Source organism: Limibacter armeniacum, from assembly GCF_036880985.1.
GTDB classification, from domain to species: Bacteria; Bacteroidota; Bacteroidia; order Cytophagales; family Flammeovirgaceae; genus Limibacter; species Limibacter armeniacum.
The window spans coordinates 1,146,177-1,170,002 of record NZ_JBAJNO010000009.1; the positions used below are offsets into that span (position 1 = coordinate 1,146,177).

Annotated in this window: 18 protein-coding genes; 7 read left to right on the plus strand and 11 right to left on the minus strand. The window is 41.0% G+C overall.

The genetic code is table 11. The features are described from left to right. Positions 1-5: 5 nt before the first annotated feature. From V6R21_RS22460 to V6R21_RS22485, 6 genes are all read right to left on the minus strand, one after another. A complete protein-coding gene (locus V6R21_RS22460) occupies positions 6-2,786 on the minus strand; it encodes a 2-oxoglutarate dehydrogenase E1 component (RefSeq protein WP_334245785.1) in 2,781 nt (926 codons plus the stop codon). A 372-nt stretch (positions 2,787-3,158) separates the two neighbouring features. After that, the gene (gene trxA, locus V6R21_RS22465) at positions 3,159-3,515 is read right to left on the minus strand and encodes a thioredoxin (RefSeq protein WP_334245786.1); all 357 of its coding nucleotides are present in this window, start codon (positions 3,513-3,515) and stop codon (positions 3,159-3,161) included. 154 nt (positions 3,516-3,669) lie between these two features. After that, complete coding sequence (locus V6R21_RS22470; RefSeq protein ID WP_334245787.1) at positions 3,670-3,930, minus strand: YtxH domain-containing protein; 261 nt, start codon at positions 3,928-3,930, stop codon at positions 3,670-3,672. 290 nt (positions 3,931-4,220) lie between these two features. Beyond that, entirely contained in the window at positions 4,221-4,958 is a 738-nt protein-coding gene (locus V6R21_RS22475; protein ID WP_334245788.1) for an RNA polymerase sigma factor, read from the minus strand. A gap of 48 nt (positions 4,959-5,006) precedes the next feature. Continuing rightward, positions 5,007-6,461, minus strand: a complete 1,455-nt coding sequence (locus V6R21_RS22480; protein WP_334245789.1) for a cellulose synthase family protein — start codon at positions 6,459-6,461, stop codon at positions 5,007-5,009. Positions 6,462-6,530: 69 nt separating this feature from the next. Continuing rightward, positions 6,531-7,229, minus strand: coding sequence for a glycosyltransferase family 2 protein (locus V6R21_RS22485; protein WP_334245790.1), 699 nt, complete (start codon positions 7,227-7,229; stop codon positions 6,531-6,533). Positions 7,230-7,422: 193 nt separating this feature from the next. Between V6R21_RS22485 and V6R21_RS22490 the strand changes: the two genes are divergently transcribed. Further along, positions 7,423-8,079, plus strand: coding sequence for a B3/B4 domain-containing protein (locus tag V6R21_RS22490; RefSeq protein WP_334245791.1), 657 nt, complete (start codon positions 7,423-7,425; stop codon positions 8,077-8,079). A gap of 55 nt (positions 8,080-8,134) precedes the next feature. Here V6R21_RS22490 and V6R21_RS22495 read toward each other — a convergent pair whose 3' ends face one another. Together V6R21_RS22495 and V6R21_RS22500 are read right to left on the minus strand one after the other, a co-directional pair. Continuing rightward, positions 8,135-8,812 carry a hypothetical protein gene (locus tag V6R21_RS22495; protein ID WP_334245792.1) on the minus strand — a complete coding sequence of 226 codons (678 nt, stop codon included), beginning with the start codon at positions 8,810-8,812 and terminating at the stop codon, positions 8,135-8,137. Between the two features lie 296 nt (positions 8,813-9,108). Continuing rightward, the gene (locus V6R21_RS22500) at positions 9,109-11,001 is read right to left on the minus strand and encodes an amidophosphoribosyltransferase (protein ID WP_334245793.1); all 1,893 of its coding nucleotides are present in this window, start codon (positions 10,999-11,001) and stop codon (positions 9,109-9,111) included. A 333-nt stretch (positions 11,002-11,334) separates the two neighbouring features. Between V6R21_RS22500 and V6R21_RS22505 the strand changes: the two genes are divergently transcribed. The 4 genes from V6R21_RS22505 (at position 11,335) to V6R21_RS22520 (ending at position 19,233) form a co-directional block, all read left to right on the plus strand. Then, positions 11,335-12,522 carry an efflux RND transporter periplasmic adaptor subunit gene (locus V6R21_RS22505; RefSeq protein WP_334245794.1) on the plus strand — a complete coding sequence of 396 codons (1,188 nt, stop codon included), beginning with the start codon at positions 11,335-11,337 and terminating at the stop codon, positions 12,520-12,522. Positions 12,523-12,563: 41 nt separating this feature from the next. After that, entirely contained in the window at positions 12,564-15,806 is a 3,243-nt protein-coding gene (locus tag V6R21_RS22510; RefSeq protein WP_334245795.1) for an efflux RND transporter permease subunit, read from the plus strand. Positions 15,807-15,879: 73 nt separating this feature from the next. Next, positions 15,880-17,355: a TolC family protein gene (locus tag V6R21_RS22515; protein ID WP_334245796.1), complete on the plus strand. Its 1,476-nt coding sequence runs from the start codon at positions 15,880-15,882 to the stop codon at positions 17,353-17,355. A gap of 282 nt (positions 17,356-17,637) precedes the next feature. After that, a complete protein-coding gene (locus V6R21_RS22520) occupies positions 17,638-19,233 on the plus strand; it encodes a trehalase family glycosidase (RefSeq protein WP_334245797.1) in 1,596 nt (531 codons plus the stop codon). A gap of 38 nt (positions 19,234-19,271) precedes the next feature. Here V6R21_RS22520 and V6R21_RS22525 read toward each other — a convergent pair whose 3' ends face one another. Beyond that, on the minus strand, positions 19,272-19,778 hold the full coding sequence (locus V6R21_RS22525) for an O-acetyl-ADP-ribose deacetylase (RefSeq protein WP_334245798.1): 507 nt from the start codon (positions 19,776-19,778) through the stop codon (positions 19,272-19,274). 28 nt (positions 19,779-19,806) lie between these two features. Here V6R21_RS22525 and V6R21_RS22530 point away from each other — a divergent pair, with 28 nt between their 5' ends. Beyond that, positions 19,807-20,490 carry a TatD family hydrolase gene (locus V6R21_RS22530; protein WP_334245799.1) on the plus strand — a complete coding sequence of 228 codons (684 nt, stop codon included), beginning with the start codon at positions 19,807-19,809 and terminating at the stop codon, positions 20,488-20,490. A gap of 32 nt (positions 20,491-20,522) precedes the next feature. Then, on the plus strand, positions 20,523-21,242 hold the full coding sequence (locus tag V6R21_RS22535; protein WP_334245800.1) for a tRNA threonylcarbamoyladenosine dehydratase: 720 nt from the start codon (positions 20,523-20,525) through the stop codon (positions 21,240-21,242). Between the two features lie 41 nt (positions 21,243-21,283). On the opposite strand, the gene V6R21_RS22540 is transcribed toward V6R21_RS22535, so the two are convergent. Both V6R21_RS22540 and trxB read right to left on the minus strand, forming a co-directional pair. Then, positions 21,284-22,330 (minus strand): M23 family metallopeptidase, encoded by a 1,047-nt coding sequence (locus V6R21_RS22540; RefSeq protein ID WP_334245801.1) that lies wholly within the window; start codon positions 22,328-22,330, stop codon positions 21,284-21,286. A 350-nt stretch (positions 22,331-22,680) separates the two neighbouring features. Next, entirely contained in the window at positions 22,681-23,631 is a 951-nt protein-coding gene (gene trxB, locus V6R21_RS22545; protein WP_334245802.1) for a thioredoxin-disulfide reductase, read from the minus strand. Between the last annotated feature and the right edge of the window lie 195 nt (positions 23,632-23,826).

Sequence of the window (23,826 nt, forward strand, 5' to 3'; positions counted from 1 at the left end):
AATGATTAATTTTCTTCTTTATTGAAAGCTACATTCACGATGCGATCCTGTTCAGCTTTGTGGATTTTAGGGAAACCTGTCGCAGGTGAAGCACTTGGCTTACGCGATACAAGTTTCAGCTGATAAAGGCGCTCTTCGTTTCTATATGCACGCAATAGGTACGTCCAGTAACCCATGTTAGCAGGCTCTTCTTGTACCCACATCAAGGTCTCCATGTTCTTGTAACTATCCAGAATAGCATCAAGCTGTTTCTGCGGGAATGGGTGCAGCTGCTCTACCCTTACAATGGCAACATCATCTCTCTTCTCATTCTCCTTGTACTCCAACAAGTCATAATAGATCTTACCAGTACAAAGCAGCACGCGTTTCACCTTGCCTTTGCTTCTTGGTTTTACAGTCTGGTCATCATAAACCTCCTGGAATTTTCCTGATACAAAGTCTTCCATTGGTGATACTACCCTTGGATGACGAAGCATAGACTTAGGAGTCATAACGATCAGTGGCTTACGGAATTCCCAAGTCAACTGACGACGCAATGCATGGAACAAGTTGGCAGGAGTTGTGAAATTCGCTACCACGATATTGTCTTGTGCAGCCAACTGCAAGTAACGCTCAGGTCTAGCATTTGAGTGCTCAGGTCCTTGACCTTCATAACCATGAGGTAACAGCATTACCAGGCCACTCATTCTGTTCCACTTAGACTCAGCACTTGTGATAAACTGGTCGATCATTGTTTGAGCACCGTTGGCAAAGTCACCAAACTGTGCTTCCCAGATCACCAATGCATTCGGGTTAGCCAATGAATAACCATATTCAAAACCCAATACCGCATACTCTGACAGCAATGAGTTGTAGATACTCATCTCTGACTGCAACTTGCTGATGTGGTTCAGGCTGTGGTATTTCTCGTTTGTCTCAGCATCATTCAATACTGCATGACGGTGAGAGAATGTACCACGCTGTACGTCCTGACCTGTCATACGAACAGTCTTGCCATCCAACAACAATGAACCATAAGCCAAAAGCTCTGCAGCAGCCCAGTTAAGTTCTTTCTTCTCAAAGAACATATCCTTACGCTCAGCGATCAGCTTTTCGATCTGTCTTAGAGGCTTGAAGCCTTCAGGCATGGATGTCAGTGCATGTCCAACTGCATCAAATGCAGTATCAGAGATTCCTGTCTTAGGAGACTCATCAAAGTCTTCAGGAGTAGAGAACCTCAGTTGTTTCCACTGGATTTCCAATTCTTGTGGTCTGTATGGAAGTGGGTTTTGACGCACTTCATTCAGACGGTCTTGCAACAGGTGGCGGAATTGCTCATCCATCTGCTTAGCAAGCTCAGCGTCCACATCACCTCTAGAAAGCAATTGCTTGTTGTAAAGCTCTCTTGGGTTGGCATGCTTTGAAATTATATTGTAAAGCTTCGGTTGTGTAAACTTCGGCTCATCACTCTCATTGTGTCCGTGACGACGGTAACATACCATATCGATGAAAACATCACGGTGGTAACGCTGACGGAACTCTACCGCCAATCTAACTGCGTAAGCTACAGCTTCAGGATCATCACCGTTTACATGCAATACAGGTGATTCGATCAACTGAGATACGTCTGTAGAGTAAATACTTGAACGAGCGTCCTCAAAGTCGGTCGTAAAACCAACTTGGTTATTGATTACGAAGTGAATAGTACCTCCTACATCATAACCATTCAGTGCAGACATCTGTACTGTCTCATATACCACACCTTGACCAGCCAAAGCTGCATCACCGTGGATTAAGATTGGCATGATACGAGAGTAATCATTTCCGTAAAGGCTATCTACTTTTGCTCTAACATTACCAACTACTACAGGATCAACTGCCTCAAGGTGAGATGGGTTTGGCACCAAGTTCAGACGTACTGATTTACCTTGTGCTGTAGTTACCTGAGATGAGAATCCAAGGTGGTATTTTACGTCACCATCTCCCATTGTTTCATCAGGCACAGCCTGTCCTTCAAACTCGTTGAATACCTCAGCGTAAGTCTTACCCATCACGTTGGTCAGTACGTTCAAACGACCACGGTGTGCCATACCTACTACTACTTCCTCAACACCCAACTCTGCAGCTTTTGTGAGGATATTGTCCAAGGCAGGAATTGTAGACTCACCACCTTCCAGTGAGAATCGCTTCTGTCCGATAAACTTCGTATGCAGGAAGTTTTCAAATACAACTGCCTCGTTCAGTTTTTCCAGAATTCTACGCTTCTGATCAGTTGAGAACTGGAATGAAGGATACTCATGCTCCACTTTGTGCTTGAACCACTCCAATACTTCAGGCTCACGGATAGCAGTATACTCAAATCCAATATGACCTTCGTACACTTGCTTCAACATGCTCAAAATATCGCGAAGCTTAGAAGGGCCCATGCCTACTTCTTCTCCAGCAGAAAATACTGTATCAAGATCCTTCTCGCTCAAGCCGTAGTCTTTCAGCTCCAGCAATGCCTTTCTGTCTTTTCTTTGTCTTACAGGGTTGGTCAGTGACTGCAAGTGACCTCTCTGACGGTAGCCGTCAATCAGTTTTCTTACTGCAATCTCTTTCTCCAGCACTTCTCTGCTTACACTTGTCGTGGTAGCAGGTGCTTTTCCATCCAACACTTCTTCTCCGTACTTCTGCAAAGAGAATTCAAACCCCTCAAAGAATCGTTGCCACGATTCATCTACTGAGTTTGGATCTGCTTTGTACGATTCGTACATCTGATCCAAGTAAGCCCCGTGCGCATTGGCTATATATGAGTATTTGTCCATGTGCTTTTTGGTTATGATCCTTATTTGTGTTCAAAGGTAAAATTTTATAGATAAACGCAAATATCGTGTAAGCGAATAGCCGAATATTTAGGTTATTTTTTACACTTATAACACAGCAATTGTATTTTTTACAACAAGGTTGAAAATTAATTAATCAGGTATTAAAACCGTGAAATACTTGATTTTACAGCATTTAGCACCTTCAGATATGACAAAATCTCCTCTAAAAAGGATTTTTTGAATAATCTGCGACAAATTAACGGAAGACTTTGGAGAAAAACCAACAAGAATGTAGAAGATCATTAGGCAAAAAATAACCCCGAAAGCTATTTTCTTTCGGGGTATATTTATTTAATAAAGTTTAATGAAGCCTTACAGCTCAACTTTCAGCACCTCTCCAATAGCTTTTTCCAATGTATGAAGCGGTAAAGCACCGTTCGCCATTTGAGGTTTTTCCTCTTGTGGAATAAACAATAATGACGGAATACTCCTAATTCCAAACATAGCCGAAAGTTCCTGTTCTGCCTCGGTATCAACTTTATAAATGTCAACTTTGCCTTTATACTTTTCAGCAATTTCCTCAAGCACAGGTTCCATCATTTTACAAGGTCCACACCAATCTGCATAAAAATCAATGATTGCGGGTTTATCTCCTTTGAAGGACCAATCCTTGTTTTGCTCAAAGTCAAATACTTTCTCTTTAAATGAGTTCAGCGTCAGATGTTCCATATCGTTAGTATTAATTTGATCTATTTATAAATTATTTAACACTTTTATATTAACGTATTTTCATATATAAAAGTTTTCATAAAACTTAATTATAATGAAGAAGGCAAAGATAACAGCTTATCTTTGCCTTCATATTTTTATGCAAATTTACTGATTATGCATCACCAATTGATCCTTTGGTTGCATCAGAAATGGCATCACCCAGATCGTCCTGCTTCTTCTTAAGTTTGGTCTTGTAGGATTCAAACTTTTCTCTTCCTGTTGCCCACTGAGAGTTCAAGTCTCCTTGAAGCCTTTTGGCTTCATCTGTCAACTTTCGCTGCATATTTTCTCCTGTATCAGGTGCCAGTAACAACCCTGCCAATGCACCAACTGCAATACCTCCCAAGAATGTAAAAAGCGTGTTATTTCTCATATCTAAATCTGATTTTTTGGGTTTAATAGAGTATATCTTTTGAAAGGAATGTGTTTCTTAAAATAAGAAACTGAATCGGGTGAGAAATGATTCGATTATCTGTAAAACATGTTAAATATAACAGAAATAGCCTCCTAACACAACCTGTCCGCAAAAGCAACCTGAAAAATTCCTGTACAGGATGTAAAGTTTTATCCCTTTTTAAAAACTGTGAGTTTCCAACTACTAATCAATTAGATACCGATAAAAGTATACCTCTATTGACTCTTTGAAAAAGTTAAATAATAGGGCTACTCTTTTTTAAACAACTTCTGCTTCATTCGTTCCCACAAGCTGCTTTTCTTTTCAAACAGAACAGGCGTAATATCTTTGGTAAGATTCAATTTTTTCTGCTCCTCAAAACTCAATGGTTCCTCCTCCATCGGTAACTCAAAATCTTTCAGTCTTTCCCTAACCGATTCAATCCCTTTATACATCAGCACACTTTGAAGTACTGGCAATACCTCTTCGGATTGTACGGCAGCTTTAAAATTTCTCAAAGCACGTTGATGATAAGCAGAAGCCTCTGCTGTAGCAACTCCAAACCGACGTACCGCAGCCTCTTCACCTATACGGTTCCAATAAATCAGTGTCAGAAGCTCTTGTGTATCGGACTCCAGGCTCTCAAAAGCTTGAAGTGCATGGTGCAGCTTTTCATTTTTACCCTGAGAAGTTACTTGAACAGCCACCAATGGCAAGTAGTGGTCAAAACCATCCTTAATCTCTCCCCATAAATCACATCCCAATGAATATAGCCAAGCATTTAGCTTCTCTCCCTTCAGTGCTTCCTCCTGAAACCTTATCTGACTGTAAGCTTCCAATACCACTTCTGCCCATAGGGTTGCGGCGTCCTCCTCTGAGCCTCCATTCCTTTTTACCATCCACCTAACAGGTGTATAGTAATCCCTATAAAGTCTGCTCAAAATACGGTCTTCTCCCTTCTTAACACCTTCAATTACACGAAAGTCATGCAACAGAACTCTTTTCATATTTTTGATTATTAAAAAAGGCGTACGATGCTGTACGCCTACCTTTTTCTAGTTTTTTAATGATTGCCAGCAAATACTGCCAAACCCAAATGCCAACATACTGTGAAACAAAACCAGTCCGAAGTCATTCAACTGTACACCCAAACCAATTCCAAAAAGGAAATAAAGGCATAGCATCCCTTCAATAACCGTTTGTGGACTGATGCGATGCTTGACATATATATTGCTTGTATAATTGTCTCCTGCTACTGTTACGTTAAATTTAGGGGTTCGGATAAATGGCGACTTAAACCCAAACCACCCTTCCAGTACGGCTATGGAGTTATGCAATGAAAGTCCCATTGAAATCATCAGGAATACAGGGAAGTTTTTCCAGTAATAGTTACTGTCTATCTCCGAGTTATATTGCTGCATTTGCTTTACAGATACCCAATAGAAATAAGCAATGGAAAAGAATCCAATCAGGAAGATATTCCCTATATGAAAAAGCTTGCTAATCTCTTCGTCATGTGCCTTTACCCAAAGCATAGGAACACTACACAGTGATGCCAACAGTAGGAAGATAAACACTGAGCTATTCAACAAATGAAAAACTGCATGCAGTTTGGTTGATAGTGGAAGTCTTTGCCTCAATACATTCAACAAATGTTTGCGGGCACATTCTGCGGCTCCTTTGTTCCACCTGAACTGTTGAGACTTGATAGCTTCCATCGTGACAGGTAACTCAGCAGGTGCTTCTATTTCCTCCATGAAGCGAAACTTCCACCCTTTTATTTGCGCCCTATAACTCAAATCAAGATCCTCAGTAAGTGTATCCGGTCGCCATCCTCCCGCATCTTCAATACAGGTTTTGCGCCATACTCCTGCCGTCCCATTAAAATTAATAAAGCTGTGTGCTGCATTTCTCCCACCTTGCTCAACCGTAAAATGTGCGTCCAAGCCAAATGCCTGTAATCTCGTAAAAAGAGAATAGTCCCTATTGATATGTCCCCATCTAGCCTGTACAACCCCTACCCCTTCCTCAAAATTGGGAACCATCTTTTTCAGGAAATCTCTGTCAGGAAGGAAATCCGCATCAAAAATGGCTAAAAACTCACCCTTACAGATTTTCATTCCATAATCAAGGGCTCCAGCCTTGAAGCCTTTTCTTTCAGGTCTTCGGATATGCTGAATGTCAACCCCTTGCTTCTGGTAGTAGTTTACCTTTTCTGCAATCCGCTCAACAGTCTGGTCTGTCGAATCATCTAAAACTTGAATTTCCAGTTTCGCTGATGGATAATCCAATGCAACTATCTTATCAATCAGACGATCTACCACATACAGTTCATTATAGATTGGCAACTGAACCGTTACCTTTGGCCAGCTATCAGTTTCAAACACTTGCTGGTTTATATTTTGTTTTTCCCTTTTTCTGTAATGCATTACCAGATGCAATTGTCCCAAACTGTAACAGAAAATGAAAGACAATACACCCAAGTAAAAAATCAATACAACCCATTCCATAGTGGTGGCATTTCAGTCACGGTTACCCTCATCAAAACTTAGTGCTGATTTTGTGAGTAACCTTTATATTTACAAGTACTTAAATATAGTCCAAAGAATCTTGTATCCAGCCATGACAGTACCTTTTACCGTACCAGACACCTTTGAAAACCCTATCCTCTCCCGATAATCAACAGGTACTTCCGTACATCTCATCTGTTGTTTTGCCGCTTTCAATTGCATTTCCACTGTCCAGCCATAAGTCTTGTCTGACATGTCCAAGGCCAATAGTTTCGGGTAAGCAATCGCCCTAAATGGACCCAAGTCCGTAAACCGAACTCCATAAAAGACCCTAAGCAGTGTTGTTGCCAACCAGTTCCCAAATACCTGTTGCGGTGTCATGGAGCCACGCTCTCTCTTGCCTAATGCTCTAGAGCCAATCACGAGATCCATGTTGTCTTTCAGAATAGGTGCTACCACTTCAGGCAATTGCTCGGGGTAATCCGAGTAATCTGCATCCAGAAAGACGATAATATCAGGCTTTAACTCATCCGGTTGTTGAGCGATATAATCCATCCCTTTCAAGCAAGCATAACCATACCCCTGTCTTTTCTCCGTCAGAACCGTTGCTCCTGCTAGCTTTGCTTCTCTTTCTGTTTGGTCAGTAGACGCATTATTGACTACTACTACCTCATCGACCCACTCTTTAGGAATATCACGCACTACTTTCCCCACTGAATTCTCCTCGTTAAACGCAGGTATTATCACCTTTATAATCGGTTTTTTCATTGATCTCTTATGCTTTCAGCTTTCTAGGGTTTCACTCGATTGGTTTTCTTGAAAAAAATTTCAACAAAAATACTGTTACATTTATGATTCCGAATCTTTTTCAAAGAAATAATGCAATTGACTATCTCCAATAAATCCCGTTAAAAGTAACAATACTGCGGATAGGTTACAGTCACTTTTCTGACCATTTACCATGATAAAAACAGTTATATCTCCAACTATCAAAGCTGCATGCCCCAATATCAAATTAGGTATCATTACAGCTGAAGTCCAAATTGAAGAAAGCTCTCTTGCTCTTAAGCAAGAAATTCAACAGACAACGTCTCTACTTAGTGAAATCACAGCCGAGGAAGTTCGCAACCATCCTGTTATAAAGGCCAGCAAGAGTGCTTACAAGAGTCTTGGAAAAGACCCTAACCGCTACCGCCTTTCTGCTGAAGCACTCATGAGGCGAATGGTAAAAAGTCAAGACTTGTACCTGATCAATAATATGGTAGACATCATCAACTTGACTTCCCTCAGAAGTGGTTTCTCTATTGGAGGGTATGACCTTGATATGATAAAAGGAGAAGTTGAGCTTGATCATGGAAAGGCTGATGTAGCATATCAAGCTATAGGCAGAGGAGTATTGAATATTGAGTTCCTTCCAGTTTTACATGATCATGAAGGGGCTTTTGGCTCTCCAACAAGTGATTCTGTCAGGACAAGTATTGGAGATGGTTGCCAACAAGTTGCCTTATTCTTTTTTGACTTTGAACCTGAAGGTCTGCTTGACGATGCTTTGTCTGAAATCACTCAGTTAATGACAGCATTCGCTGGAGCAAAAAACATCCAGCAGGTGATCATTTAAATGTAACAGTATTCTCCCAAAACAGGCTTTATACTTCTTTGGGAGAATACCGACTTTAATTTAAGACAAAATCACTGACAGGATATTGCCATTCTACCCAGTATGGAAACAACCAACCTTCCTCTTCCAAATAACGGATCAGCCCTTCCTCCATATCAAGTTTCAGCCAAGATAGGTTGATCATATGAGAACGACATTTCTTCGGATAAGACACTTGTGCCTTTATCTTATAATAGCCGTCCTCTACCCTAATATGTGCGACATTCAACGCTAATGCCACCCGAGCCTCTTCATTGGTGATATTATAGTGTCTCTGATACCAGCGCACCTGTTTTTCACCTTTCATAAATGCCTCCCTTACCATCGCTGACTTTCGCAGAAAAAAGTCTCCAGTAAATACTTTTTTGCCTCCATCATTCGGAATCATCATCGCCAATGTGTGCAATCCAGCTTCAGGATACCCAACCATAGGCGCTATCAGTCCCATTGAAATATTCAGCCCATAAATGTTCCACTTTTCCAATAGTCCTAATGGCTTACCCACCTCTATATCTGCCATATACCCATACTGTCGTTCATTGATTTGTGAACAAGTATATGGGGCTGCTAACATGTACATGGAAAATGCGATAAATGGTACCAGTACAAAAGCCATTACAAACCGTTGCCTGTAATACTGGTAGATAAACAAGATCAGAAAAATTAGGAGAGGCAGACCAAGGGTAAGTCTCATTGTAAGGTTCCAAACAACAAATGGAACAATTAGGAGCAAATATAGGGTCAGTAACAGGGTTAAAAACAATTGTTTCATCAGTCAAGTCAGTTAATTTGAAAATGGGTTATTTATTTACAATAAACTTTCATATACATTTTCATGCCAAACCTATCCCTGAAATATCACATGCTACCTAAGGCAAAAGAGCCTTTATCCCAGTGCTACATTTCTTTTGTTCTATTTTATACAAGCAATAAAAAAGAGCGTACCACTTTACAGCAGTACGCTCTTTCAATATTTTCAGATAAACAGTCTTAGTAAGCTCTGTTTTTCTTTCCTTCCATAAAGTTGACAAACGAACGGTTCGCTACCAGCATACCTCCTCTTGTTGGGAAGTCACCAGTAAAGTACCAGTCACCCAAATGTTCAGGACAAGCCTCATGAAGTCCGTCTACTGTTTGGTAAACTATCTCAATATCTGCCTTAATATGATCCTGTTTTACAATATTGGCGATCTCATTTGAGATTTGCTCATCTGTAAATGGCTCATAGATTTTCTTCGCATTGTTGAAGATTTCCTCGTCTGGACCTTTGCGAAGCTCACGCTTACAACGGTAATAGATCTCGTCAATCATATCCGTCATGCCATTACGCTGAAGCAGGTTCATTACAGCACGGAATGCTACAAACTCACTCATACGTGACATGTTGATACCATAACAGTCAGGGAATCGGATTTGTGGCGCTGAAGAAACAATGATAATTTTCTTCGGCTCCAGTCTGTCCAGCATGTTGATGATACTCTTCTCCAAGGTTGTTCCTCTTACGATAGAGTCATCAATCACGACCAAGGTATCTACACCTTTCTTGATTACCTCATAAGTGGTATCATATACGTGTGCTACCATGTCATTACGCATGTTGTCATCCGCAATGAAGGTACGTGCTTTCGCATCCTTGATAACCATTTTCTCAACCCTAGGTCTGAGAGAAAGCAGCTTGTCAAGCTCTTCGCCTTTGACTCCTTTGACAATGGCTTCTTTACGCTTCTCAACAAGGTACTTATCCAAACCTTCAATCATTCCAAGGAATGAAGTCTCGGCTGTATTAGGGATATATGAGAATACTGTATTCTCTAAATCGTAGTCGATCTTTTCCAGAATAGTAGGAATCAACAACTCACCTAGTTTCTTACGCTCCTGATAGATTGCAGGGTCTGAACCTCTTGAGAAGTAGATACGCTCAAAGCTACATGACTTTTTCTCAGCAGCGTCCAGGTATGGTACTTCACGGTAAGAGCCGTCCTTGTCAATAATCAGTGTATGACCTGGCTTGATCTCATGGATCTTGTCATAAGCCGTGTTGAAAGCGGTCTTGATGGCTGGCTTTTCAGATGCTACCACTACTACCTCATCGTCTGCGTAGTAATAAGCTGGTCTGATACCGTTAATGTCACGTGCCACAAATGAAGCACCGTAACCCGTCATACCCATCATGGCATAACCACCGTCAAAATCCTTACAGGCTCTAGCCAACACTTTCTGAAGATCCAGTGAATCCTCAATCTTCTCAGAAATCTCCTGATTGGTAAACCCTTCCGCCTTGTAAGCATCAAACAGGCTTTGTACCTCAAGGTCTAGGAAATGACCGATTTTTTCCATTACCGTTACGGTGTCAACCTTTTCCTTCGGGTGCTGACCTAGTTCTACAAGCTTGTCAAAAAGCTCCTCCACGTTGGTCATGTTGAAGTTACCCGCCATCACCAACTGGCGGCTTCTCCAGTTGTTGCGACGCATAAATGGGTGACACGTATCAATACTATTCTTTCCGTGTGTTCCGTAACGCAGGTGGCCCATGTAAACATCGCCCACAAATGGAACATTCTTTCTCAGATAGCTAGCATTCAAATATTTATCAGGATCATTACTGATCTTGTTCAGTTTCTTGCCTACTTTCTTGAAAACGTCCATGATCGGCTGCTGGTCCACTGATCGAACCCTGTCGATAAAAGGCGACCCTGGCTTCATGCCCATCTTCACTGTTGCGAAACCTACCCCGTCCTGTCCACGGTTATGCTGTTTCTCCATCAGCAAATACATCTTGCTGATACCATAAGCTGGTGTCTTGTACTTATCGATATAGTAAGAAAGTGGCTTGCGCAACCTTACCAACGCAATACCACACTCGTGTTTGATGAAATCGCTCATATTCGAGTATGAAGGTGATGTAGATGTAATTTCCTGCAAAAAAAAGTTTATTTTTTCAGCATCCCAAACTTCACCTACACTAATTTATTATACTTACTCCTTTCTTTGTACAATTACACCGTACGGGGTGTTTTTGTTAGTTCTGTTAACAAATTATTTCTGAACAACATTGAACAGATTTTTTCAGCTTGTTTCAAAAACGGACACCTCTTTGGTAAACATTTCATAGTTAAGATGTTGTTAAAGAAATGTTTGCAAAGCATGGCACACTTATATTTACAGATATTAAGTTTCACTACACTATTACACTAAACGCATAATAAACGGAGGATCATGAAAACCCGTCAGATCATTATTATTGTTCTCATCATCGCTGTTTCAGCTAGCTTATTTTACTTTTTAAGTTCACTGAAAGAAGAACCTAAGCAGGTCAAGCAGATTCAGGCTACAAAATATGTCAAAACCGCCTCTGTAGATTACACTGAAGTAAACACCGAAATTGTTGCTTACGGTCGTGTGGAATCTACTATGCCTCTTGATATCATTTCTGAAGTTCAAGGCAAGATGCTACCTGGAAGTATCCGACTGAAAGAAGGTGAGCGCTTCCAAAAAGGTCAAGTGCTATTCAGAATCGATGCTACTGAAGCTTACTACAAGCTGCAAGCAGATCGTGCAAGCTTTCTGAAAGATGTAGCCAGTGTGTTACCAACCTTCAAAATCGATTTCCCTGACAGTTTCCAGCAATGGCAGACATTCTTCGAGCAGATCAATGTTGCAAAAGCATTGCCCAAACTGCCAGAAGTCACTTCAGCTAAGGAGAAGACATTCCTTGCCACAAGAAATATTTTCTCTAATTACTACCGCATCAAAAGTGGTGAAGTAAACCTTTCGAAATACACCTACTATGCCCCTTTCAGTGGTTCCATTACAGAGGTAAACCTACACACAGGCTCTTTTGTAAATCCAGGTGGGCGTATTGGCAAGATCATTCAGGCAAACTCCTTAGAACTGAATATTGCTTTAGACCCAAGAGACGTACAGTGGGTTAAAAGAGGTACAGAAGTAAATATTGATACTGAAAATGGAGATCAGCGCTGGACAGGTGAAGTAACCCGCATCTCGGATGTACTCAACAAAAACACCCAGTCTTTGGACGTTTATGTACACATCAGCCCAAGTAAGGACTTCAAAGTATATGATGGTATGTATTTGCGTGCTACTATTTCTGGTGTAAAAATCAAGGATGCGATGACATTCCCTAGAAACGCTTTGGTAGATGACAAGATGGTATACATCGTAGAAGACAGCATCTTGAAGGTAAAGGATGTCAAAGTACATAAGATCACCAAAGAGACTGCCATCATTTCTGGTGTTGAAGAAGGGAAAGATGTTGTGACCGAACCACTGATCAATGCTTACGAAGACATGAAAGTCAAGAAGCTTGATGAAGAAAAAGACCAGTCAAACAACACGGTTACTAATGTAAAGGATAAGAAAAAGCAGAACCTTTCAAGTATCTAAGCACCGCTACGGACTACTATAAGTTGAAAAACCTGTAAACGATGAAAAACATATTAAAGGCATTTGTGAAATACGGTATTCTCTCCAATACCGTCATTGCACTAACGCTACTGATAGGGATCTTCTCCCTTGTAAACACCAAAAAATCCTTCTTCCCTGAACGGGAATCTAGGTTTATCTCTATCCAAGTATTTTACCCTGGTGCTTCCCCTGAAGAAATGGAAGAAGGGGTTACTCAACGAATTGAGGAGGCAATACGCAGCACGGTCGGTATTGAGGAAATCAATTCAACCTCTTCTGAAAATGCTGCCAACATTTCTGTAAAAGTCTATGAAAGCTATGACATTGATGAGGTATATACTGATGTCAAGAATGCAGTGGATGGTATTAGTGCTTTCCCTGTTGGAGCTGAACGTCCTACAATCTTCAAGCAGAAGAACAAGACACAGGTAATGTGGGTCGGACTGAGAGGGACAAATGATTATGTAACGCTGAATGACCTGAAGATTGCCATCCAGCGTGTTGAGGAAGACTTACTCAGCTCAGACGTAGTCTCTCAGGTACAGGTAATGGGATATCCTGACAGAGAGATCTCAATCGAAATTCCTGAAGAAACACTTTTGCGTTATGGCATTACCATGACACAGGTGGCCGACATTGTAAGACGCAACAACCGTGACGTATCGGGTGGTGCGATTAAGACTGAAGGAGAAGAAATCCTCTTGCGTTCAAGAGGTAAAAGGTCTGAAGCTGACAGAATCGGTCAGATAGTACTGCTCGCCAACGATGACGGTAGCAGTATTCGTGTAAAAGACATTGCGACAATCAACGAACAGTTTGCCGAAACGCCTAATGAATCACTGCTCAACGGTCAGGAAGCTGTTTATATGCGTGTAGATAAACTGATCAGTGAAGACTTGCAGGAAATCTCGGACTATGTGGATGAATATATCGCAGACTTCAACAAGCGAAACCCATCCATGCATATGGAAATCACCTTCAAGTTTATGGACATGCTTAGCCAGCGTCTGACCATGCTACTTGAAAACGGTGCCATTGGTTTGGTCTTGGTACTGATCTCCTTAGGGCTTTTCCTTAGCCTAAGGCTATCCTTGTGGGTAGCTTGGGGTATCCCGTCATCTTTCCTTGGTCTATTTATCTTCGGTTCGTTTGTAGGACTTACGATCAATATGATTTCCCTCTTCGGTATGATCCTCGTAGTGGGTATTCTAGTGGATGATGGTATCGTAATCGCTGAAAATATTTATGCTCATTTCGAGAAGGGCAAGTCTCCATACCGTGCAGCAGTAGAAGGTACTTTAGAAGTAATGCCAGCAGTATTTACTTCCGTTCTGACGACAATCGTAGCCTTTATTCCGCTGTTGCTACTTGAAGGTGGCTTAAGCTTCCTGCGTGACATGGGTATTGTCGTAATCTTTGCACTGAGCTTCTCTCTGATCGAGGCATTCTTTGTACTCCCTGCTCACTTAGCTAGCCCTGTGGTATTGAGAGCTAAAGACAGCACCTCATGGAGTGGACGCATCAGAACCAAGATCAATAACTTCCTTGATCATGTTCGTCTGAACCTTTACGGTAAGGCGCTACAATTTACCCTAAAATACAAATGGGTTTCTGTAGTAATACTATTGGCACTGTTCCCTATTACTGCCGGATTGCTTGGTGGAGGATTGATTAAAGCAACTTTCTTCCCTCGTATCCCATTCAACAGCTTGAATATTGACATTGCTTTCAAAGCAGGAACAAGGGAAACCGTTACCAAAGATTATGTGCATGAGTTTGATAGCCTTGTGTGGCAAATCAATGAGGAGTTGAAGACAGAATACAATGACACTACCAACTGGATCAACTATACATTCTCCAATGTAGGTAGCAGTAAGTTCGGAAGTGGTGGACATACAGGTAACGTCAATGTCTTTTTCAAAGAACTGGACGATGCCCCATTTAGAGACACTGACCTGATTGAAAAAATCAGGGATAAAATCGGTGAGATTCCTGAAGCCGACAAATTTTCGGTTGGCAATGAAGGACGTTGGGGGAAACCTGTTTCCATCAAGCTGATGAGTAAAAACCCAGCTGAACTGGATGCCGCTGCGGAATACTTGAAAAACCGTTTGGGAGAAATTCCTGCCTTGAAGGAAATTATTGACGACAAGAATATAGGTAAACGAGAACTGAAGATCGAACTCAAGCCACAAGCTCACTTCCTTGGCTTGACAAGGGATGCGATTGTGCAGCAAATACGTCAAGGTTTCTTCGGTGAACAGGTACAACGTCTGCAAAAAGGACGGGATGAAATTCGTGTTTGGGTACGCTATCCAAAACACGGCAGAAGTAGCCTAACACAGCTTGACAATATGAAAATCAAGGTACAAGGCAAAGAGTACCCTGTCCGTGAGCTAATTGACTATGAGATCATCAGGGGTATTTCTGATATCAAGCACTATATGGCCAGCCGTACAACAACGGTAGAAGCTGAACTGGTTGATCCGTTTGCAGAAGTTCCTCCAATTCTGGAGAAAATCAACAATGACATTATGCCTGAGGTATTTGCCCAATTCCCTAGTGTAAGAAAAGAAGAGGGCGGTCAGGCAAAAGAAAGTCAAAAGTCAGGACAAGAGATGATGAAACTGTTTATAGGGGCATTCCTAGCCATCTTTATCATCATTATGCTGACTTTCCGTTCATTCTATCAGGCTGTACTGATCATTTCCATGATTCCACTAGGCTGGATTGGTGCCGCTTGGGGACATGGCTTACATGGTGTACCAATCTCATTGTTGAGTGCATGGGGTATGATTGCCCTCTCAGGGGTAATTATTAACGATGCCGTGGTTTTCCTTGACAAGTACAACCGAAACCTGACAGAAGGAATGCTACCTAAAGCGGCTGCTTTTGATGCTGGTATTTCCCGTTTCAGACCTATTATGCTGACCACTATGACTACTGTGGCTGGATTATATCCTCTTATTATGGAAACCAGCTTCCAAGCTCAATTCCTGATTCCTATGGCAATTGCAGTGGCTTGGGGTGTGATGGTTGGTACAACAATTATCCTACTGTTCTTCCCTGTACTAATACTGATGTTCAATGACCTGAGAGTATATGCCAAGTGGGCATGGACAGGGTTCAGACCAGAGCCTCAAGAGGTTGAACGTGTTATCATTGATCAGGATAAGGATATTCTATTTGCTGATAAAGATGAAACGCCTTTAAGTCAGTCCAATGGACAGGCTTATAAGCAGCAAATTTCTGAGAAACACTAAATCAACAAAGCCCCCGATATATCGGGGGCTTTTACAAGAAATAATTACTACGAGACTGACAAACTTTTTTTATATGAAAAAGTATTTATTGATCCTTTCAGTACTATTAAGTAATGCCATGACATATGCTCAGGACGTAACTTCTGAAGTCCTATCGCTCAAACAGGCTATCCAGAAAGGGTTGGAAAACAACTACGACATCAGAATTGAGGAAAGTAAGGTTGAAGATGCCGTCCAACAAAACTCTTGGGGACAGGCGGGCAGGTTTCCCACTATTGACTTTCGCTCAACTTTTAATAACAGCCAACAGTACAACAAGCCAGCTAGTCCATTTGCCCTGCCAGGAACCAACATGAGTGATGTACTTTCTGGGAGTGTCAATGCCAATTGGGTACTCTTCAATGGGTTTAAAGTAAACCTTACCAAGGAGCAACTCGAAAAGCTGGAAGCTCAAACAGAAATGCAAGCTGCCATTACACTTGAAAGCACTGTTGAACAAATTATCCTTGCTTATTATAACGTACAGTTGCAGCAAGAAAACCTGAAGGTGTTTAAAACGATTCTTGGCTTGTCTAAGGATCGCGTTGAGTTTGCTAGACTGCAACGTGAAATGGGTAGTGGTTCAAGCTTTGAAGTATCACAAGAAGAAACCAACTTCTATAACGACTCCTCTAATTTTGTCAATCAAGAATTGGTGATGGCGAATGCCTTCAGGGATTTGAATGAACTGATGGCAGAAGAAAATCTTGACAAGGTCTACAACCTGACAGATGAATTAAGCATTACTCCTGAAAGCTTCATTTTTGATGATTTATTAGAGAAAATGAAAGCCAGTAACAGCACATTGCTTCGTCAGAATAGAAGCCTGGAACTAAGTGAAATAAACATCAGGATGCAACAAGTAAACAGACAGCCTCGTCTGGCGCTTGATGTTGGCTACAATGTATCCACGAACTGGTTTACAGCAGATTTCCCACAAACAACACCCAATACAGGAAATGATATTGGCAACTTCTTACCTCCTAACATAGACCCTAACGATCCTATTAATTGGGGTGCTCTTCCAGTTTTACAGGAGGCGTTTACTAGCTATCAGGCAAACAGTACAACTACTGAACTAGTAAGAGAAACGCGTAATGGCTACAGCTATGGTCCATATGCTAATCTAACACTGAATGTACCAATCTATGCAGGAAGTCAGCGTAAACGTGCTGTACAAAGTGCTAAGCTGAGTTATCAGCAACAGCAATTGATGACACAAAAAACGACACTATCCCTAACCAATCAGCTCAAGAAAACACATGAGCAATACAACAACAGGATTGAGTTGGTGGACCTGACAGAAAAGAGCCTTCAGGCTGCTGCATTAAACCTACGCTTGAGTCAAGAACAATATGAAATGGGTACTATCAATTCATTTGACTACAGACAAGTTCAAAACAGTTACCTGAATGCAGCATTCAGAGCGTTGAGAGCCAAATATGATTTGATACAAAGCAATGCTTCCTTACTTAGAATGACTGGCAGCATCATTAGTGACAGAGAGTAGGCGAAGTACCTTCTCTTGTGAATATTACTTAACTACGAAGGCGTAACAGGGCTTTATCCCCGTTACGCCTTTATTTTTCATTCCCTACCTCTTATTTTAAGGTGTAAGGATTAGCACATTTTTCAAACAATTGTAAACAACAACCCAAGTACCTAATTAATTACATCTATACCCGAAACTTCGCGCCCTCCTTACCAATGCTATCCGTCTTCTGCTACATGCCCAACGCATGGACTTCAGACAATAAAACCACTTACTGCATAACCACCAGCACTCACCAGCATGAAAAAAGTATTGTCAGTCTTGCAATATACCCTGTTGCTTGTATTCTTAACTTGCTTTCAGTTTACCAGCTATTCTCAGGATAAGGCTCCCATCAACTTTCAAGAATCATTTGATGAGCTATTTCTAGCCGTCTATCAGGAAAAGATTTTTGATAATCCCAAGACATTTGTGGACTGCGTACCACTTGACCACCCTGACAAGATCATGAACAAATATCATGAGCATAAAAGCAATGGATCTTTTGACCTGAAAGCCTTTGTCGGTGAAAATTTTGATATCCCTACCACTACTCAACTGGAACAACAATCTGTTGAGAACAGAGATATTCAACAACTCCAAAATCAATGGTCTGCTATCAATCCCATCAGCAGTACCCAACCATATACCGGAACTTATATTCACCTACCACACCCTTATGTTGTTGCCAAAGGCGGAGGAAAGGATTTTTATTACTGGGATGCCTATAGTATTGCATTGGGACTACATGCCTCCAACGAGGTAGAAATGCTTCGGAACATTGTAAAAAACTGTGCTTGGCTTATTGACCAGTATGGTTATGTTCCAGAAGGTAACCGTACCTATTACTTAGGCAGGACAAGTCCCCCATTTTTCAGTCAGATGGTCAATGAGTTGGTCTATGCAGAAGACAGTTGGGGAGTTCTAGAAGAGTTTCTCCCACAACTACAAGCGGAGTACGACTTTTGGATGAAAGGAAAAGAGTCTCTAACTGAAACTCAGCCTACCAATAACCGAACTGTACTAATGCCTAACGGGGCAATTCTAAACCGCTACTATAGTGAAAATACACAGCCAAGAGCTGAAGCTTATTTACACGACACACAATTGGCTGAAAGAATTCATAGTGTAACCAATAAGCCCAAAGCCGAAATATGCCGTGAAATTCAGTCTGCATGTGAGTCAGGTTGGGCTTTCAGTAGCCGATGGCTCGCTGACAACCACACACTTGAATCACTGGAAACTACCAGTATTGTTCCTGTTGACCTTAACAGCATGATTCTTCAGTTAGAAAAACTGTTGGGGGAAGCTTATTGGGTGGCAGGAGATAAGGATATGGCAAGGTATTACCACAAACTGGCAGTACTAAGGGCTAAAACAATCAATAAATATTTATGGGACAAGCATGCCGATTGTTACTCTGATTATCACATACTGCAAAATAAACCTACCAGGCGTTTTACCATTGCCAGCATGTTCCCTATGTATATCGGTTTTGCCACCAATATGCACTCTTCCCATATGGCTCACCACATCAAATCATTATTTATGAAACATGGAGGTGTCGCTACCTCATTACTTAATAATGGACAAACATGGGATGCCCCATACGGTTGGGCTCCTATGCAATGGGTCACCATTGTGGGCTTAAGAAATTACCAGTTTGACAACATTGCTGATGAAGTCAAAAAAAGGTGGGTACTTTTCAACCTCAGAGCATTTCAACTGAATGGAACGCTCCCTGACAAGTTTAATGTGGAGGCTTTTAATACTACTATTCCTAGCAAATACAACCATAGTCGCTCTGCATGGACCAATGCACTATTGCTCAAATTGCTTGTAGAAGATGGTAAATAAACATTTCGGAAAGCCCCTACCCTATTAAGTGGCTTTCCTTATTTTTCAAGTTGCCGCTGATACAACAAGTAGTTATCATCATCAAAACAGACAAAGATAACTTCTGAAGGATATTTGTGTTTGCTCATAAACTCCTTCACGATACTTATTGCAATCTTAGCTGCTTTTTCTTTCGGAAAGCCATATATCCCAGTACTGATATTGGGAAATGCTACTTTATCTAAACTTCCTTCTTCAGCTACTTCCAAACTACGTTGATAAGCAGACTTCAAAAGGTCTTCCTCACCATTATTACCTCCTCTCCAGACAGGGCCAACTGTATGAATTACATATCGGGCAGGTAAATTAAATCCCCCTGTGATTTTAGCATCTCCTGTTGAGCATCCATTCAACTTTTTACAGGCTTCCAATAATTGTGGTCCAGCCGTTCTGTGAATAGCCCCATCGACACCACCTCCTCCCAACAGAGATGTATTTGCAGCATTGACAATTGCATCCACTTCACATTTTGTAATATCTCCTTTTACTACCTTTACATTCTCCATATTTTCACTTTTTATCAACACTTCAATCATGACTAATTTTCCATATATCAATATACATACTCATCACCCAACAGGAAATAAAGATACTGTTGAAATACCTAACCTGTTTCTGCAAGAAGTTGATTTTGACATACTCAAACTGGCGAATAAAGAAGGTCGAAAAGTAAGTATTGGATTACATCCATGGCATATATCATCCCAGCAATTTGATATTGAGCAACTGAAGGGATACTGCTTGAATAATGCTGTTTTTGCAATTGGTGAAACTGGACTTGACAGGGTTATTAATTGCCCTTGGGAAACTCAACTATCCATATTTGAGCAACATTTACTGCTTGCAGAAGAGATCGGAAAGCCTGTGATCATACACGCTGTTCGCAGTTATCCTGATATTATTTCAGTCAAGAAAAAACTAAAGGTCAAAACCCCTTTTATTATCCACGGTTTCAATGGGAATTCGCAAACTGCTGATCAGCTTTTGAACAATGGCTGTTACCTTTCTTTCGGTCATGCTCTCCTGCAAAACAAGCCTAAACTTATTGAAGCATTTACCAAAACTCCTGTTGATAGGTTGTTCTTAGAAACCGATGATAATGCTGCATTACATATTCAAAGCGTGTATCAACAGGCAGCTGCATTAAGAAACTGTACCGAAGCAGAACTCAAATCACAGGTTTTCCGTAACTTTGCCCACCTTTCAGAGAAAGGATGAGTTGAATATTTAAAATTTCATGTTTTTATAAAATGTCTTGGCAAGAAAGAACATTACTCCTTTTAGGAGATGAAAAAGTAAAAAAACTGAACGATGCACACGTACTAGTAATTGGACTAGGTGGTGTAGGTGGTTTTGCAGCTGAAGCCATTGCTAGAGCAGGAGTTGGTAAAATGACCATTGTAGATGGTGACACTGTTGACCCTAGTAATCGTAACCGTCAGCTGATTGCCCTTTCAAGTACGCATGAGGAGTCCAAAGCGCAACTGTTTGAAAAGCGACTGAAAGACATCAACCCTGACCTCAATTTGGAGGTTATCAACATGTTTATGGATGAGCAGGAGATCGAAGATCTACTGAGTGCTGCTCCATATGACTATGTGGTAGAGTGTATTGATACACTCACACCAAAGCTTCATGTAATTGTGAAATCAATGGCTAAGAAATTACCGTTGATCAGCTCAATGGGTGCAGGAGGAAAAGTTGACCCTTCAAAAGCAAGGATTGCCGATATTTCCAAGTCATATAACTGTACACTTGCCAGACAGGTAAGAAAGCGACTGAAAGAATTTAAGATCAAGAAAGGTTTTAAAGTTGTTTTCTCTCCTGAGCATATAGACCACAGTAAAGTTAAAGTAGTAGAAGGCATGACGTATAAGAAGTCCGTTATTGGAACTATCTCTTACATGCCCGCCATCTTTGGCTTAAACTGTGCCTCTGTAGTGATTAGAGACCTTGTAGAAAGGGACTGAAATAAAAAACCACTTACTTAATGTAAGTGGTTTTTTTATTCTTATCTGACTCTAATCCGTCTCCCAAGTCTTAGAGTTGTATTTCTTGAAATCCCATTCAACTTACAGATTTTACTGATAGAGGTATGGTATCTTTTACTGATTGACCAAAGGCTGTCTCCGCTTCTGATTTTGTGGTATACACTACTTTTTGCAGACAGCAACAACCTGTAGTTATTCGGAGTCAGATCAAACTGAGCAATCAAAGGCTCTTTCTGATCTACGAAATCGAACATATCTCGAGGGTTAAAGCCATGTCCCTGATAACGAACCTCAAAGTGCAAGTGTGGCCCAGAACTTCTACCTGTATTACCACCAAGCCCGATCACTTCACCAGCCTTCACCATATCACCTGGTTTTACATGGTATTCCTTCATATGACCGTAAAGCGTTTCCAATCCATTCTTATGACGAATCAACACATAATAGCCATATCCTCTTCTGTTGTACTTCGCTATTCTGACAACACCATCAAAAACAGCTTTCACAGGATCACCAATGTTCAGTTTAAGATCGACTCCATGATGGAATCTCCATCTTCTGAAACCGTAATTGGAAGTAACCCTTACGCACTCATCCAATGGATAAGACCACGCTTCTTTTGCTTTTGCCTCATCAAATAGGTTAAGTCCTACCGTATCCTGAAAACTCTTGATGCTATAATCGTATGGATTAACTGAGTGCGTATCCCATGTACTGTAATAATCATGGGCAGTCAGGTAATCCATATCTATAAACACTCCATCACTAATCTCCACAGAGTCAGCGCACTGATCTGTTTTATTCAGATTGATCCTTCCTTTTGGTTCAGGAATCTTGCTGATCAGAGAGTCTTCAAGACATGCTTGGTTTCCATTCATAAACACAAACATGCTATTGGTTGCTTCCTCCTGCTCTTCTGCAGCCAAAACTTGTGCATCTTTCTTAGCTAAAAAAGCCTCTTTTTTTTGCTTTCCCCACCACCACTTTGGTTTCTGCATGTCTTGTGCATGCAGTTGTTGGAAAGCCATCAACGAGCAAAGAGCGCCCGTAATTAAAGTCACACGCATATTAGATATAAAGTATTGATTTTAAGGAATTCTCGTAAACGCTTTTCTCCCCTTCTGTTCGAAACCTCTGTTTCCGAACTCTTCATCACATCACTTGAGCTTACACTATCAGACTAGGTTTCTGACAGGAATACTTGCAAATGGATCGCAAGATAATGCATTAGAAATAAAAATACATAAATATAAACCAAAAATATCCTTGAAAGATGCTATAAATCATATAGATAACACCTTCTACGACAATAGAAATAATAGAGATAGCTCAATTGTCTTCAGATAAATAAAAGTTTGGACATAAAAAAACCCCTGCATCTTGCAGGGGCCTCTTTTTATATTTCTTAAATGACTGATTAAGAAAGTTCTACTTCTTTCGCAGCCAAATATCTTTCACTTTCCAGTGCTGCCATACAACCTGTACCAGCAGCAGTTACTGCCTGACGGTAAATATGGTCCTGAGCATCACCTGCTGCAAATACACCAGGGATATTTGTTGCAGTACTATCAGCAGCTGTAATCAGGTAACCATTTTCGTCCATATCCAACTGACCTTTGAAAATGTCTGTGTTTGGCTTGTGACCAATTGCCACGAAGAAACCAGTCGCATCGATTACAGACTCTTCACCTGTCACGTTGTTACGAACTTTTACACCTGTCACTTCTTCATCACCTACTACTTCAACCGTTTCAGTATTCCAAAGTACTTCTAGGTTAGCTGCATTATCAACACGCTTCTGCATGATCTTAGAAGCTCTCATCTCTTCTCTTCTTACCAACAAGTATACTTTATTAGCAAGGTTAGCCAAGTAAGTAGCCTCTTCAGCAGCTGTATCACCACCACCAACTACTACTACATCCTGCTTTCTGTAGAAGAAACCGTCACATACGGCACATGCAGATACGCCTTTACCGTTCAGTCTTTGCTCAGACTCCAGTCCCAACCACTTTGCAGAAGCACCAGTTGAGATAATCACAGTATCAGCCTCAACTTCATGCTTACCATCAACTACAGCCAAGTGTTTGCCTCCATTTTTGTCCAAAGTTACGCTAGTCACATACCCTGTTCTGATATCTGTACCAAAACGTGCAGCTTGCTTCTGAAGGTCCATCATCATTTGTGGTCCTACTACGCCCTCAGGATAACCAGGGAAGTTTTCTACATCATTAGTGATAGTCAACTGTCCGCCAGGTTGATCACCTTGGTACATTACAGGATTAAGGTTAGCTCTTGAAGCATAAATTGCAGCAGTATAACCTGCCGGTCCAGAACCGATGATCAAACACTTTACTTGTTCTCTAGCCATTGTATTTTTATGATTTTGTATGCGATTTTTTGATTCCGCAAAATTAAATGCTCTAGTCGTAAAAACTAAGAAACTATGATAAAGTTCAATTCGAGAATCGTTTTATACAAATATTAACGGTGTTCCAAATATACCACAAACACATTAACAAACTAACATATCTATATGTTTCAATTTTAAATCAGAATATTAAAC

Excerpts from the sequence above, each read along its gene's own strand:
- V6R21_RS22460 (WP_334245785.1), bottom strand. The coding sequence starts at position 2,786 with ATGGACAAATACTCATATATAGCCAATGCGCACGGGGCTTACTTGGAT.
- trxA (WP_334245786.1), bottom strand. The coding sequence starts at position 3,515 with ATGGAACATCTGACGCTGAACTCATTTAAAGAGAAAGTATTTGACTTT.
- V6R21_RS22470 (WP_334245787.1), bottom strand. The coding sequence starts at position 3,930 with ATGAGAAATAACACGCTTTTTACATTCTTGGGAGGTATTGCAGTTGGT.
- V6R21_RS22475 (WP_334245788.1), bottom strand. The coding sequence starts at position 4,958 with ATGAAAAGAGTTCTGTTGCATGACTTTCGTGTAATTGAAGGTGTTAAG.
- V6R21_RS22480 (WP_334245789.1), bottom strand. The coding sequence starts at position 6,461 with ATGGAATGGGTTGTATTGATTTTTTACTTGGGTGTATTGTCTTTCATT.
- V6R21_RS22485 (WP_334245790.1), bottom strand. The coding sequence starts at position 7,229 with ATGAAAAAACCGATTATAAAGGTGATAATACCTGCGTTTAACGAGGAG.
- V6R21_RS22490 (WP_334245791.1), top strand. The coding sequence starts at position 7,423 with ATGATAAAAACAGTTATATCTCCAACTATCAAAGCTGCATGCCCCAAT.
- V6R21_RS22495 (WP_334245792.1), bottom strand. The coding sequence starts at position 8,812 with ATGAGACTTACCCTTGGTCTGCCTCTCCTAATTTTTCTGATCTTGTTT.
- V6R21_RS22500 (WP_334245793.1), bottom strand. The coding sequence starts at position 11,001 with ATGAGCGATTTCATCAAACACGAGTGTGGTATTGCGTTGGTAAGGTTG.
- V6R21_RS22505 (WP_334245794.1), top strand. The coding sequence starts at position 11,335 with ATGAAAACCCGTCAGATCATTATTATTGTTCTCATCATCGCTGTTTCA.
- V6R21_RS22510 (WP_334245795.1), top strand. The coding sequence starts at position 12,564 with ATGAAAAACATATTAAAGGCATTTGTGAAATACGGTATTCTCTCCAAT.
- V6R21_RS22515 (WP_334245796.1), top strand. The coding sequence starts at position 15,880 with ATGAAAAAGTATTTATTGATCCTTTCAGTACTATTAAGTAATGCCATG.
- V6R21_RS22520 (WP_334245797.1), top strand. The coding sequence starts at position 17,638 with ATGAAAAAAGTATTGTCAGTCTTGCAATATACCCTGTTGCTTGTATTC.
- V6R21_RS22525 (WP_334245798.1), bottom strand. The coding sequence starts at position 19,778 with ATGGAGAATGTAAAGGTAGTAAAAGGAGATATTACAAAATGTGAAGTG.
- V6R21_RS22530 (WP_334245799.1), top strand. The coding sequence starts at position 19,807 with ATGACTAATTTTCCATATATCAATATACATACTCATCACCCAACAGGA.
- V6R21_RS22535 (WP_334245800.1), top strand. The coding sequence starts at position 20,523 with ATGTCTTGGCAAGAAAGAACATTACTCCTTTTAGGAGATGAAAAAGTA.
- V6R21_RS22540 (WP_334245801.1), bottom strand. The coding sequence starts at position 22,330 with ATGCGTGTGACTTTAATTACGGGCGCTCTTTGCTCGTTGATGGCTTTC.
- trxB (WP_334245802.1), bottom strand. The coding sequence starts at position 23,631 with ATGGCTAGAGAACAAGTAAAGTGTTTGATCATCGGTTCTGGACCGGCA.